Here is a 15,012-nt window from a genome sequence, read left to right on the forward strand (position 1 = left end):
ATGAAGCTGTTTTTTTTTTGCTCCAAAAATTTGGAAAATTCTTCCAATAGCGAAACTCTTTTTCAAAAGGCGAAATTTTCTTAATTGCACGGAATAATTCGTGCCACTACTTTTCTTCGGATTTCTAAAATCCGCGCCTAAAGCTTCACATAACAAACTTTAAAAAATCATTATAAATGAGACGGATAATTTCAGTTTTCCTTCTGATGTTTTCTTGTGCCTTATCTTTTGCACAAAAAACAATAGAAATAAAGAATCAATCAGATCAAATAACGTCACTAAATGGTTTAAAAACCAGTACTAATGATGTCATGAAGAAGTATAATTTAAAAGGTTTAAGTGTTGCTGTTTTTGAAAATTACAAAATAATCTGGACGAATCAATGGGGAACTAAAGCTACTGATTCCGACGAAAAAATCGATTCGAATACAGCATTTTCTACTGCTTCGATTTCAAAACCAATTACAGCAATTGTTTGTGCAATGTTAGAAGAAAAAGGTTTAATTAATTTAGATGATCCAATTGAAAATTATCTCAGAAGATGGAAACTTCCTCAAAGCGAATTCACTAAAGATTTAAAAGTAACTTGGAAACAGCTTTTATCACATACAGCTGGAACAAGTCAAGGTGGTTTTGAAGATTATTATACTGGAGATTCAATACCAACAATAATTGAAAGTTTACAAGGAAAATTACTGCCACGTTCTAAAGAACCAATTAAGTTTCTTTTCAAACCTGGAACAAACTGGGAATACAGCGGCGGCGGTTATGTAATCATCCAATGTGCACTTGAAGATTATTTCAATAAACCAATAGCACAAATCGTTAGAGAAACTTTGCTTGAACCTTTACAATTGCAAAATTCAACAATGATTCAGCCTAATGAAAAAGGTTTTTTAACCAATATTGCCAAAGTACATAATAATAAAGGGCAAATCATCAGAACTGGGGTTCCAATTACGCCTCAAGTTGCACCGTCTGGTTTATGGTCAACTCCATCAGATTTAGCTTTAATTGCCATAGAAATGCAAAAAGCTTTACTTGGAAAAGGCAACAAAGTCATTTCTCAAACAGTTGCTGAAAAAGTTACCAATATTGTAACGCTAAATGGTGCGCGTGGCTGGAGTTATGGCTGGCAAAGAAGTATAGGATTTGGGAATTTAGAATGGTTTTCGCATGATGGCTCAAATACCGGAACTGGTGGAGATTTACTTGCTACAATGAAAAACGGAAATGGAATCGCAATTTTAGCAAATGGCGACAAACCCAATCGTTTACCTGTTATGGCATATCTTGAAAAAGAAATAATCACAAAACTTCATTGGAACAAATCAATCAATCCGGCTTCTTCAAAACAAATTCCAGCAAATTTAAAACAAGCTATTAAAGGTTATTATACCGAAATACTTTACGGATATGACAGATTAGGAATAACTAAAATATTTGAAGAAAATAATGTTTTATACCTGAACTCTCCCGTATTAAAAGAGACTTACAATTCAGAGAAAAATGAAATGTATTACATTGGAAATAACACCTTTAAAATTGATAATTATCCAAATACAATTCAGTTTAATTTAGTCGAAAATCAACTTCATTCCATAATAATTTCACGTCCTGATTATACTGATAAGAAATTAGAACTTCTTTTAAATGAAATTAAAACTGTACAAACTCAGCTGATTGAAATTTTTACTGAAAATTTATTTGAAACTGCTTTAACAAAATTTCAGAATTTAAAACTGAAATATCCTGATTATAATTTTGAACAAAACTTAAATAGTTTAGGCTATAGTTTTTTGAATAAAAAACAAACAGAACTGTCAATAGCGATTTTTTCTCTTAATTGCTCTGAATATCCAAAATCGGCAAATGTTTACGACAGTTTAGGTGAAATTTATGAGGCCACTGGAAAATTAGACTTAGCCAAAGAAAATTATCAAAAATCTCTAGATTTAAATCCGAAGAATGAAAACGCGAAAGAAATGATTTTAAAAATTGATTCAGCACTTAAATCAAAATAAAAAGAGGCACTTAAAGTGCCTCTTTTTTATGAACTCTCCTCAAAAGGAAAATAGATGTGACAAAGAAAATTCCTAAAATAACAATCGCCGCGCGCGGGCTTCCTGTTAATTGGTCAATAATTCCGTATACACACATTCCTATTACAATACCTATTTTCTCAGCAACATCATAAAAACTAAAAAATGAAGCTGTATCTTGTGTTTCGGGTAATAATTTTGAATACGTTGAACGTGATAATGCCTGGATTCCTCCCATTACAAATCCGGCAACTGTTGCCATAACGTAAAAATGCATTGGCAAAGTTATAAAAAAAGCAAGGGCACAAAATACTGCCCAAATCGCATTTATTACAATTAAAGTTGGAATATTTCCAAATTTTGCAGAGGCTCTGGATGTGATAACTGCACCAACAACTGCTACTAATTGGATGATTAAAATACAAACTATTAAACCAATTGTACTTTCTTCTTTAGACGACCATTGAATCTCTTGAGCACCAAAATAAGTTGCCACAAGCATAACCGTCTGCACAGCCATACTTGAAACAAAAAAGCCGCCCAAATAACGTTTTAGAGGAATGTTTTCCTGTAATAATCCCCAAACTTTTTTAAGCTCTTTGAAACCATTAAAAACAACAGATTTTGTCAATTTTTCACCAGTTTCTTTACTTCCTTTTGGTAAATAATAATAAGTATATTGGCTGAATAGAATCCACCAAACTCCTACCATAATAAAAGAATAACGCATTGCTTTCATAGCAGCATCGTCGCCTGTTATAGAGAAAATTTCCGGTTTCATGATCATTGCTAAGTTTATGATCAATAATATTACGCTTCCTATATATCCTAATGAATATCCTTTAGCACTAATTCTATCTTGTTGTTCCTCAAAAGCGATGTCCGGTAAATAGGAATTGTAAAAAACCAAACTACCCCAATATCCAATTAATCCTAAGAAATAAAATGCCAAGCCTAGATAAATGTTTCCAAGATCAAACCAATATAATCCCATACAAGACAAAGCTCCTAAATAACAAAAGAACTTCATAAAAGCCTTTTTATTCCCAACATAATCTGCTATTCCTGACAATAATGGAGAGATAAAAGAAACTACTAAAAAAGCAAAAGCAGTCGTGAAACTGATTAAAGCTGAATTTTTAAGATGCATTCCAAAAACATCAATATAATGACCGCGATCAGTAAATAATGCTTCATAAAAAATGGGAAATACTGCCGAAGCAATTGTAAGTGTATAAACCGAGTTTGCCCAATCATAAAACGCCCAGGCATTTAATAATTTTTTATCTCCTTTTTGTAGGTTTTTCATAGAAATGGTTTTGTTAATACGCTACGAATTTATTTAATTTTTATCATAATCAAATACAATTTATCTGATTCGTACATTATTAAATTATGAACTACAAAAAAAGCTATCCGTAAAAGAATAGCTTCAATAATTATTTATCTGATAATAAGAAACTTATTTTATAGTTCCTACTTTTAATGCAATTGCTTTAGCTTCAGGGATCAGTGCTTTTATATTAGCAATTCTTGTCGCGTCTGATGGGTGCGTACTCATAAATTCTGGTGTTCCAGCTGCTCCTGATTTTGCAGACATTCTGCTCCAAAAAGCAACAGCATCATCAGGATTATAACCTGCAATAGCCATTAATGTCAAACCTATTTTATCAGCTTCACTTTCGTTGCTTCTGCTGAAAGGCAACATAACTCCTACTTCAGAACCAATTCCATATGCCTGAGCAAAAATTTCCTGAGTCTGTGCAGATTTTGTACTCGTGGCAGCACTTAAAGCCGCCCCTCCTATTTGCTGCAATTGAGCTGCACTCATTCTTTGTGCACCATGATTAGCTAAAGCATGTGAAACTTCATGTCCCATTACAGTTGCTAAACCAGATTCGTTTTGTGTTACAGGCAAAATACCCGAATACACAACAATTTTTCCTCCCGGTAAACACCAAGCATTAACTTCTTTATTATCAACAAGTTTGTATTCCCATCGATAATCTTTTAAATATTGAGTTTGCCCTAAATAATTTAAATATTTTTCAGCAGCCATTTTAATTTTATATCCTACTGTTTCCACAAGTTTTGCATCTGCTGTACCTGTAATAACTTTATTTTCAGTCAGAAACTGATTATACTGTTGAAATGAAGATGGAAATAACTCACTATTTGAAACAAAATTTAAATTTTGTTTTCCCGTAATTGGATTCGTTGCACAGCTGTATACTAAAACCGCTGTAAAAATTCCTGCAATTAAATGTTTTTTCATGATTTTACAAATTTAGCACTAACAAAAATACAACTAAATTTGATTTGACTTTTACATAATTCTTAAAATTCTTATCAGAATTTACCTACTCGCCAATAATGTGAAGTTCATTGAACTCTTTATCAACAATTAAAAATTTATTTTGTTCGAAGCTTAACTGATCAAACTCGATTTTTTCATTGTCAATTTCAATTTCAGTAACCTTAAAAGGAAGTCCTATTAAACTGATTTTATACTTACTATAAGGCGTATCATATTTTCCATCTTTATGAAGCTGAATAATTAATTCTTTTTCTTTTCCGATAGTTCTGAAAGACAAAAAGCTATAACGTCCTTTTTTGTAATCGTAACCATCTTGTGCATCTTCATAAACAACAGATTTCTCTTTGCCTCGTTTAAAGTAAACATCAAGCATTAATTCATCAAATTCTAATTCTCCCACATATTGCTGAACAGGATATTTTGGAATTACTGAACCTGCCTTTACAAAAACAGGAATTTCATCAAATTTGGTATCAATCCAAACTTCTCTTCCTCCAACTGCAAATTCATTTGTCCAGAAGTTATACCATTCGCCTCTAGGAATATACATACGTCTACCTACAGCATTAGGTTCAAGAATTGGACATACTAAAATTTGATTTCCAAAGATGAACTCATCGTTACGATAATGCGTTTGCGTATCATCTTGATCATAATAAACTAAAGGTTTCAGCATTGGAATTCCTTCTTCAATATATTGCCAAAACATGGTATATAAATAAGGAAGTAATTGATAACGAAGGCTCACAAATTTTCTTGTGATATTGATTACTTCTTCGTCAAAAGCCCAAGGTTCTTGGTTTCCGTGATCTCCAGAAGAATGTGTTCTGCAAAAAGGATGAAAAACACCTAACTGAATCCAGCGCGCATATAATTCACCTGTTGGCTGCTCAGCAAAACCTCCAATATCAGAACCCGTAAAACCCATTCCGGAAATTGACAATCGCTGAACCTGAATATTTGCAATCCATAAATGTTCCCAAGTTGCAACGTTATCGCCTGTCCATGACGAAGTATAGCGTTGTGCCCCTGAATACGCCGATCTTGTAATTACAAAAGGTCTTTTTGGATACACAAATCGTTTTACACCATGATAAGTGGCTCTTGCCATTTGGGTTCCATAAATATTATGCGCTTTTCTGTGGCTGCATGGATTTCCATCGTAAACGTGGCGAACATCCATTGGGAAAGTTTTATTTGGAACTTCCATAACAGCAGGTTCGTTCATATCATTCCAAACACCTTTTACGCCAATATCTGAAATTAACTCTTTAAATAATCCTGCCCACCATTCTCTTACAACGGGATTTGTATAATCTGGAAAATTACATTCGCCCGGCCAAACTTTTCCTTTCATATAAGGACCATCGGCTCTTTTGCAGAAATAATCTTTTTCTAAAGCTTCTTGGTAAACCCAATAATTTTTATCGATTTTAATTCCCGGATCAATTATGACAATTGTTTTGAAACCATCTTCTGCTAGCTCAGTAACCATCTTTTTTGGATCTGGAAAATATTCTTTATTCCAGGTAAAACATCGAAAACCTTCCATATAATCGATATCCAAATAAATCGCGTCGCACGGAATCTTAAGTTCTCTAAATTTTGAAGTGATTTCTTTTACTTTGCTTTCCGGATAATAACTCCATTTACATTGATGATAACCTAAAACCCAAAGAGGTGGTAATTCTGGCTTTCCTGTCAAATCGGTGTATGTTGTGACAACATCCTGCATTTGAGGGCCATAAATGAAATAGTAATTCATTTCACCACCTTCTGCCCAAAAACTGGTCACATTTCTTCTTTCTTGGCAGAAATCAAAAAAAGTTCTAAAGGTATTGTCAAAGAAAATACCGTAAGATTGTTTGTTATGTAAGCCAATATAAAACGGAACAACTTTATAAAGCGGTTCTTGTTCTTTTTGGTAAGCGTATTGATCGGTTGCAAAATTCTCTACTCTTTTGCCTTTTAAATTCATTTGAGTGGCTTTGTCGCCCAGACCGTAAAAACATTCTCCATCTCTTGAAGATTTACTCATTTTTACGATATTTCCGCCATATTCATAACTTTCTTCCCAATGAAATCCAAGTTCGTCCTGAAGAATTAAGCCATTATTTAGATCATAAATAGACAATCGGACATCAGCTTTTTTGATTTTACAAACGACTTTACTGGTTGTAATTTCAAAATAATTTTCATCTTCAGTAACTTTCAGAAAATTATAACCATGAAGCTGTGTTTTATCAATAGCATATGAAAAGTCATTACTAAAGTAACCTTTTGTCGTAAAACGAAAACGAATTAAACTGTCACGAAGAATGGTGACTTTTAAGATTACATTATTGTCTGTATAAAAAGAAACCGAATCGCCTTCATGTTCATAAGAAACTATTTTTGATGGAAACAAGTTGCCTTTATGTTCTAATGATGTATTTGTAATCATATCGTTGTTATCTTAATTTATCCTTACTTCAAACATACAAAAAAACTCTGTAAAGCACTATGAATAAAAGGTTTATTCACGAAAACGTTTTTTCTGAATGAGTTGCAAATTAGTTTACAAAAAATCAATAATTCGATAATTTATGAACGCTAAAATGGTAAAAAAACATTAATGTAAATTTTCCCTAAATTTCTATTCAAAAGAATACACGGTTACACTTAATGGAGGTAAAATTAATTCGACAGAAAAATCTCTTCCATCATAAGGAACGGCGTCAATTTTTAAAGGTTTAGAATTTCCAACACCGCTTCCACCATAAATTACAGCATCAGTATTAAAAATTTCTTTTAATTTCCCTTTTTTAGAAATACCAATTCTATAATTTTCTCTGACTACTTGCGTGAAATTACAAACTACAATAATGTTTTCATCAGGATTATTTCCTTTTCGGATATACGAAATAACAGCATTTTGATGATCCGAATAATTGATCCATTCAAAACCTTCTCCTGTGAATTGTTTTTCATACAATGCTGGAGTTGATTTATATAGTTGATTCAAATCTGTAATTACTTTTTTAATTCCAGAATGATAATCAAATTGCAACAAATGCCAATCCAAACTTTTTTCAAAATTCCATTCATCTGTCTGGCCAAATTCAGCTCCCATAAACAACAATTTTGTTCCTGGATGTGTGAACATGTATCCATACAGTAATCTTAGATTTGCAAATCGCTGCCACTCATCGCCAGGCATTTTATAAATGAGAGATTTTTTTCCGTAAACAACTTCGTCATGAGAAAACGGAAGCATAAAATTTTCGGTAAAAGCATAGGTCATTGAAAAAGTCAAATCATTTTGATGATATTTTCTATAAACCGTTTCCTTTTGAAAATACTTTAAAGTATCGTGCATCCAGCCCATCATCCATTTCATTCCGAAACCTAAACCACCTGTAAATGTTGGTCTTGAAACCATCGGAAACGAAGTACTTTCTTCTGCAATAGTCTGAACTCCATTAAAATTAGCATAGATAACTTCATTAAATTCTTTAAGAAAACTAATCGTTTCAAGATTCTCTCTTCCTCCATAAATATTAGGTTCCCATTCACCTTCATTTCTGGAATAATCAAGATAAAGCATTGACGCAACAGCATCAACTCTTAATCCGTCAGCATGATAATTCTGAAGCCAAAAAACAGCATTACTAATTAAAAAAGCACGAACTTCATTTCTTCCATAATTAAAAACCAAACTTTTCCAATCAGGATGATAACCTTTTCTGCGATCTGGATGCTCGTATAAATGTGAACCATCAAAGAAACCTAAACCATGTGCATCATCAGGAAAATGAGATGGAACCCAATCTAAAATCACACCAATACCAGCTTGATGCAGTTTATCAACCAAAACCATAAAATCCTGTGGTTTTCCAAAACGAGAAGTTGGAGCAAAATAACCTGTTAACTGATAACCCCATGAAGGATCATAAGGATATTCCATAATTGGCATAAATTCAACGTGGGTAAACCCCGTTTCTTTTACATAATTAACTAGGTCATCTGCTAATTCTAAATAAGTCAAAAATCGATTATGTTCGCCACGTTTCCAAGATCCTAAATGCACTTCATAAACCGAATAAGGTTTATCAAGAGCATTATTTTCTTGGCGGGATTCCATCCAATTTTTATCTTTCCAATTATAATCTAAGTCCCAGACAACAGATGCAGTGTGAGGTGGTTTTTCACAATATAACGCGAAAGGATCCGCCTTTTCAGTTACGACTCCATCAATATTTGATTGAATTTTATATTTATAAAGTGAACCTTTCGAAATGTCTGGAATAAATCCTTCCCAAATTCCCGAAGAATCCCAGCGAACTTGTAATTGATGCTCATCTTGTGTCCAATAATTAAAATCGCCCACAACAGAAACCGACTTCGCTGTGGGTGCCCAAACGGCAAAATAAACTCCCTTCACTCCATTTACCTCAATTAAATGTGCTCCCAACTTTTCATACAATTTGAAATGTTTTCCAGCTTTGAATAAATCAATGTCAAAATCGGTAAATAGAGAATGCGTAATTACTTTTGTCATATTTGGTTTTTAAGGCAACAATTGAAATTTGAAATTTGGGTTTTGGAATTTTTAAATTGGAATTTCTATTTTTTATTCAATTCTAAAATTATCTGCAAGAATTGCTCCTTTTTTAATGACAACAATACCGTCTTTAATACTGTACAATTCATTGGTAAAATTATCCAAATGTTTACCACCGCTAATATGAACGTTATTTCCAATACGCACATTTTTATCGACTAAAGCATTTTTTATGAAGCAATTTTCACCAATTCCAACATGAATTTTATTGACACTTGCTTCATGATTCAACTCGTCTAAATCTTGATAGAAATCATTCCCCATCACGTAGCAGTTTTCAAGGACAGTTCCAACGCCTATTCGAGAACGAATTCCGATTACGGAACTTTTAATTTCTTTGGCATTTATGATACAACCTTCAGAAATCAATGATTGATTGATAATCGAATTTCTAAATTTTGATGGCGGAAGCAATCTCGGTCTTGTAAAAATTTTATTGTCATTATCAAACAAATTAAACTCTGGAATATCAGCAGTTAAACCAATATTTGCTTCGAAAAATGATTCAATATTCCCAATATCAGTCCAATATCCTTCGTATTGGTAACTTAAAATTTTATGCTTTCCAACGGCTTGCGGAATAATTTCTTTTCCGAAATCTTTTGTTTCTGGATTAGACATTAACTCTTCCAGCAATGGTTTATTGAAAATATAAATTCCCATTGATGCAAGATATTTTTTGCCTTTTTCCTGCATATGTTCGCTCACTTCAGATTCCCATTCCGGCAATAAAGAAGCATCTGGTTTTTCTATAAAAGCCTGAATCGTATTTTCATGATCGGTTTTCAAAATTCCAAATTCTGGTGCATCTTTCGCATTTACAGGCAAAGTTGCGATCGAAATTTCGGCATCTGCAGCGATATGAGCTTCTAACATTTCGTTAAAATCCATTTGATACAATTGATCCCCCGAAAGAATTAACGCATGATCGAAATCGTGTTTTAAAAAGTGAGACATACATTGTCTAACAGCATCGGCAGTTCCTTGAAACCAAGTCGGATTATCCGGCGTTTGTTCAGCCGCTAAAATATCAACAAAAGACTGACTGAAAATACTAAAATTAAAAGTGTTTTTAATGTGTGCATTTAATGATGCAGAATTGAATTGTGTCAAAACAAATATTTTAAAAATATCAGAATTGATACAATTTGAAATAGGAATATCAACTAATCGGTATTTTCCACCAATTGGTACTGCAGGTTTTGATCTTGTTTCAGTTAACGGAAACAAACGTGATCCTTGTCCTCCTCCTAAAATAATAGCAACTACATTTTTCTTTTTAAATTTCATTTTTCTCAATTATTAGGTTGTATATCTCGATATATTCTTGGCACACTCTTTCCCAGGAATGATCTGCTGTCATTCCTCTTTTTAAAACTGTATTGAAACTTATTTTATCATCGTACAGCTTCACTGCACGATTTATAGAATAACAAATATCTCCGACCGAAGCCTGATCATGACATATTCCATTTCCTTCATCTCCAAAATCAATCACTGTATCTCTTAAACCACCTGTTCTTCTCACAATCGGCACAGTTCCGTAACGCATCGCATACATCTGATTTAACCCACATGGTTCAACTCTCGAAGGCATTAGAATATAGTCTGAACCTGCATAAATCAAATGCGCCAATTCTTCATTATAACCAATAAAAACATTGTAGTTGCCTTTATAATCATTACGCAATTGTGTTAATTGCGATTCTATTTCTGAGTTTCCTGATCCTAAAATCAGGATATTAATATTTTCAAAATTTTCAGAAAGTGACAATGCAGAAGCTTGTGGCAATAAATCTCCCCCTTTTTCTTCAAACAAACGACCAATAAAACTAAATAAAGGTTTATCAGGATCTAAGTCAAATTGCTCGCAGAGTTTTTCTTTATTTTTTTGTTTCCCTAATTCAAAATTCTCTATTGAATAATGATATTCAAGCATTTTGTCTTTAGATGGATCCCAAACTTCTATGTCAATTCCGTTTAAAATTCCGTTCGATTTATTTCGAACTGAATTAAAAAGCGACTCTAAACCATTTGCTGCATAATTAATTTCATTTAAATAACTCGGTGAAACCGTTGTGACAGCGTGAGCACATTTAACTCCAACAGCCAAAGAATTAATAGAATTATTCCATTCTAAAAATCCAACATGTCTTAAATCAAATTCCGGCAGATAATACAGTTTGTCAAAACCAAACCAGCCTTGATATAATCCGTTATGAATTGTAATAACAGTTTTCACATTTTGCAAACTTGCATATTTATAAGCGTATTTTATCAAAAACGGAACAACTCCAGTATGATGATCGTGACAATTTATAATAGCTGGAACTTCACCACGAGCCAAAATCCAATCTAAACTTGCAATTTGAAAAGACAAAAATCGTTCAATGTCATCATCATATCCATACACATTTGGCCGATCAAATAATTCTTTGATTTCTATAAGATACAGCTCATAACCCAGTTTATCAGATGTCTCTTTTAAAACGCTGAACGGAAAATCAAAATTTCCTAACTTGACATTTCCCCAATGAACGCATTCGAATTCATTTTCTTTTCTGAATTTGGTATCATAACAAGGAACAACAACTCTAACTTGATGTCCTGCATTTGTTTGATATTTAGGCAATGCTCCAACAACATCAGCAAGTCCGCCAACCTTTGCCATTGGGTAACATTCTGCACTTAAATGAAATATTTCCATTCTAAAAATTTATAACGGTATTAAATAGCAGTAACTGATTTATTTTTTCTGCAAGTAATCATTAATATGCTACTTTTATGTTTTTTAAATTTAGGAAAAAATAAGGAGAATTCAGCTGTCAAAAAAAAATTATCGATATGTCAAAAAAGGAAACTAATCCTATTAAATCATTAAAAATTCCACAATTTATTATTGTATCCTGTAAAATTTGTGCCTTTATTTCAACCAAATTGGTTACTTCATATGCTGCAAAACTATTTACAACACCTATAAAACATAAAGTTCCAAAACGAGAACTTGAAATGGATTCTAAAAGTGTTCACAAAATAATTCACGTTCCTGCAATAAATAAAAACATTGTAACGTATCAATATGGTGAAAGCGATCGTAAAATTTTATTGGTTCATGGATGGTCAGGAAGAGGCACACAATTATTTAAAATAGCAGATGAGCTTTTGAAAAATGGTTTTTCAACAGTAAGTTTTGATGCTCCAGCACATGGAAAATCTAGAGGAAAATCAACCATAATGTCTGATTTTATTGCTTCTATATTAGAAATTGAAAAACAATTTGGGCCATTTGAATTTGCAATTGGTCATTCTTTGGGCGGAATGTCAGTCTTAAATGCAATAAAAGACGGATTGCAGACAAAAAAAGCGATTATTATAGGAAGTGGCGATATCGTTCAAGATATTTTAGATGAGTTTATTTCAAAATTAGGTTTGAAACAAGAAATAAGTGACCGTCTTCGCAATCTTTTTGAAGAAAAATACCAAATAAAAATGGATGACTTTTCAGCTTACAGAGCAGCTCAAAAAGTAAAAATACCAGTTTTAGTAATTCATGACAATGATGATCCAGAAGTTCCCGTAAAAGCCGGAATTCATATTCATGAACAATTAGAAAATGGAACTTTGTATTTAACAGATGGATTAGGTCACAGAAAAATACTTGGCAATCAAAATGTTATCAAAAAAACCATAAATTTCATCAAAACTAATTAATTTTGTGATAGTTACATTTTCTAACATAGCAAAACTTAAAGTAAACTGAAATGGATTTATTTGGAGAAACATCAGATTGGGAAACAAAATTAAAACCTATTTTAAAGAAATATGAAGGAAAAAAGCATCCATTAGAGTATCAAAATACTTATCAGTTGTTGGTAATGGTTATTTTATCTGCACAAGATTCTGATGCAAATATTAATAAAATAGCACCTTCTTTATTTGAAAAATTTCCAACACTGAGCAGTTTATCTAAAACCGATCTTGAAACTTTCATCCCTTATATAAGCAAGGTTCGAAACTTTGGAACAAAAGCAAATTGGTTATTAGAAATTGCTAAAACAATTCAAAATGATGACAATATCCCTTTAAACATGAAGGAATTAACTGCTTTAAAAGGAGTTGGAAGAAAATCAGCCAATGTAATTTTAAGAGAAACTGGAAAACCTGCAGAAGGAATTATTGCCGATTTACACGTTATTCGAGTAGCTCCCAGAATTGGAATAATAAAAGAAGCAAAAGACGGAAATAAAGTTGAAAAAGATTTGATGCAGGTACTTCCAAAAAACATTTGGTCAGAGATTGGTATGGCAATTTCTTTTCTAGGAAGAGAAACCTGCAGACCAAAACCTAAATGTGAAGAATGTTTAATTGCTGATTACTGCAATTACTATGCAACAGAAATAATTTAAAGCTAAATCATTTTCTTCTTGTATCGATTAAATAAATGATTTTCCAAGAATCTTTTTCTTTAAACAAAGTAAAAGTATTTACACCAGAATGACTTAGTTTATCATTTAGATAAAATTCATAAGGCGCCCAAACATGCGCCATCGTTCCATCAATTTGAATAGTATAGCTTAGAATTTTCTCTTGAAATTTCATAGTCGACGGAATTGATGCAATTGATTTATAAAATTCATTAACTTTTTCATCAGACAATTTATTTCCCTTTGATGCACTCTCACTAATAGATTGAAGAATCATTTTATCAGCACAAACCGATTTAATTTTCAAAGTATCTTTCTCATGGAATCCTTCAAAAAACACTTCAATACTTTTTTGAACCTCTTGTTTTTGAGCATTAACAGAAAATCCTAAAAGCAAAAAACAAATTATTATAGAAAATTTCATAAGCATTAAATTTTAAACACCAAATTGAGAAAGATGATGATCTAAATGTTTAGCAAACATAATATTCCATTCTTTAGAAGTCAATTTTCCAAAAGAAAGAGATTCTTTACCTTCAAATTCTTCTTTTCTTAGCTCCAGAGTTTTATTAATATATGCTATTAAACGATTTTTTTCAATGTCAAAATCACGATCATTTTTAATGATAAACTGTGGCCCTGTTCCAACATTTCTAGGATAAGGTTTGTCACCTACTACTGTTTTTTTTGCTAGCAATTTTAAAATAAACTTCATGAATCCACTAGGTTTCGGATGTATATTATCATAAACCATTTCATAAGTAACATTGCAATGTGCAAGCATTTGAGCGACACTCATTTTACCCCAAAGTCCTTTTGAATCTGGTGCTAGCTCATTTATTCTATTTATGAATAAATCACAATCTTCTTTCTGAAATATATTTTGCATGTCTTAAAATTCAATTAGAAGACAAAAATATAAAATTTACTTTGAAATTATATTTTAACTAGAAATATATTCTTTAAATATAATTATGGCGTTTCCCTCTGGGTCGGGCTGTCCGCTGTATCTTTTGCGGGAGGGGTTTCAGGTAAGTCCGATAGTTTTTGGTTTCCCGCAAAAGGATGCCGCTCCCATCCCTAACGCGTTTAGGGAAGAATAACCATTTTCAGTTTTCAAACCAGCCACAAACGGTTTTGAAGCTAAAGATTGCCCGCAGTTGCACCGTCGGACCATGATGGGGAGAGAAGACATGCTTTCCCAAACATTTGTAAAACGAAAAAATCCCCATCAATTGAATGATGAGGATTCTCAAAAGAAAGGCGACGACATACTCTCCCACATAACTGCAGTACCATCTGCGCAGGCGGGCTTAACTACTCTGTTCGGGATGGGAAGAGGTGAGCCCCGCCGCAATAACCACCTTAAGGTCATTGTTGGCGGTTGTTGGTTTATGGTTGTTGGTGTTTCCATCAACTACCAGCCTTCAACTGTCAACTGCAGCTTCGCTGCAAATATTTTAACATACTGAGATAAAGAAAAGTAAGTTTTAGTTTTAGAAAGTTTCCTCCCGATCCGCCTGGGCGGATCGGGAAAAGGGTGTACATAAGCTTACGGATTATTAGTACTACTCGACTATGACATTACTGCCTTTACATCTATAGCCTATCAACGTGGTCATCTTC

At 32.8% G+C, this 15,012-nt stretch carries 11 protein-coding genes and 1 rRNA gene; 3 read left to right on the forward strand and 9 right to left on the reverse strand.

Annotated elements, in window-relative coordinates:
- Positions 1-176: 176 nt before the first annotated feature.
- A complete protein-coding gene (locus BD847_RS05755) occupies positions 177-2,024 on the forward strand; it encodes a serine hydrolase (protein WP_115887282.1) in 1,848 nt (615 codons plus the stop codon).
- Positions 2,025-2,034: 10 nt separating this feature from the next.
- Here the strand turns inward: BD847_RS05755 and BD847_RS05760 are convergent, their stop codons facing one another.
- From BD847_RS05760 to BD847_RS05785, 6 genes are all read right to left on the reverse strand, one after another.
- Entirely contained in the window at positions 2,035-3,351 is a 1,317-nt protein-coding gene (locus BD847_RS05760; RefSeq protein ID WP_115887283.1) for an MFS transporter, read from the reverse strand.
- Positions 3,352-3,504: 153 nt separating this feature from the next.
- Positions 3,505-4,317, reverse strand: coding sequence for a M48 family metallopeptidase (locus BD847_RS05765; RefSeq protein ID WP_115887284.1), 813 nt, complete (start codon positions 4,315-4,317; stop codon positions 3,505-3,507).
- An 85-nt stretch (positions 4,318-4,402) separates the two neighbouring features.
- Complete coding sequence (locus BD847_RS05770) at positions 4,403-6,802, reverse strand: glycoside hydrolase family 31 protein (RefSeq protein ID WP_115887285.1); 2,400 nt, start codon at positions 6,800-6,802, stop codon at positions 4,403-4,405.
- A gap of 192 nt (positions 6,803-6,994) precedes the next feature.
- Positions 6,995-8,899, reverse strand: a complete 1,905-nt coding sequence (gene glgB / locus BD847_RS05775) for a 1,4-alpha-glucan branching protein GlgB (protein ID WP_115887286.1) — start codon at positions 8,897-8,899, stop codon at positions 6,995-6,997.
- Positions 8,900-8,971: 72 nt separating this feature from the next.
- Positions 8,972-10,252: a glucose-1-phosphate adenylyltransferase gene (locus BD847_RS05780; RefSeq protein WP_115887287.1), complete on the reverse strand. Its 1,281-nt coding sequence runs from the start codon at positions 10,250-10,252 to the stop codon at positions 8,972-8,974.
- Positions 10,242-11,669, reverse strand: coding sequence for a glycogen synthase (locus tag BD847_RS05785; protein ID WP_115887288.1), 1,428 nt, complete (start codon positions 11,667-11,669; stop codon positions 10,242-10,244). Before BD847_RS05785 ends, BD847_RS05780 begins: the two co-directional genes overlap by 11 nt.
- A gap of 137 nt (positions 11,670-11,806) precedes the next feature.
- Between BD847_RS05785 and BD847_RS05790 the strand changes: the two genes are divergently transcribed.
- Together BD847_RS05790 and BD847_RS05795 are read left to right on the forward strand one after the other, a co-directional pair.
- The gene (locus BD847_RS05790; RefSeq protein ID WP_115887289.1) at positions 11,807-12,673 is read left to right on the forward strand and encodes an alpha/beta hydrolase; all 867 of its coding nucleotides are present in this window, start codon (positions 11,807-11,809) and stop codon (positions 12,671-12,673) included.
- A 50-nt stretch (positions 12,674-12,723) separates the two neighbouring features.
- Positions 12,724-13,368 (forward strand): endonuclease III domain-containing protein, encoded by a 645-nt coding sequence (locus tag BD847_RS05795; RefSeq protein ID WP_115887290.1) that lies wholly within the window; start codon positions 12,724-12,726, stop codon positions 13,366-13,368.
- A 7-nt stretch (positions 13,369-13,375) separates the two neighbouring features.
- Here the strand turns inward: BD847_RS05795 and BD847_RS05800 are convergent, their stop codons facing one another.
- From BD847_RS05800 to rrf, 3 genes are all read right to left on the reverse strand, one after another.
- Positions 13,376-13,810, reverse strand: coding sequence for a nuclear transport factor 2 family protein (locus BD847_RS05800; protein WP_115887291.1), 435 nt, complete (start codon positions 13,808-13,810; stop codon positions 13,376-13,378).
- A gap of 12 nt (positions 13,811-13,822) precedes the next feature.
- Positions 13,823-14,275 (reverse strand): DUF1569 domain-containing protein, encoded by a 453-nt coding sequence (locus BD847_RS05805; RefSeq protein WP_115887292.1) that lies wholly within the window; start codon positions 14,273-14,275, stop codon positions 13,823-13,825.
- 369 nt (positions 14,276-14,644) lie between these two features.
- A 5S ribosomal RNA gene (gene rrf, locus BD847_RS05810) occupies positions 14,645-14,754 on the reverse strand.
- Positions 14,755-15,012 lie beyond the last annotated feature (258 nt).

The organism is Flavobacterium cutihirudinis, assembly GCF_003385895.1.
Taxonomy (GTDB): domain Bacteria; phylum Bacteroidota; class Bacteroidia; order Flavobacteriales; family Flavobacteriaceae; genus Flavobacterium; species Flavobacterium cutihirudinis.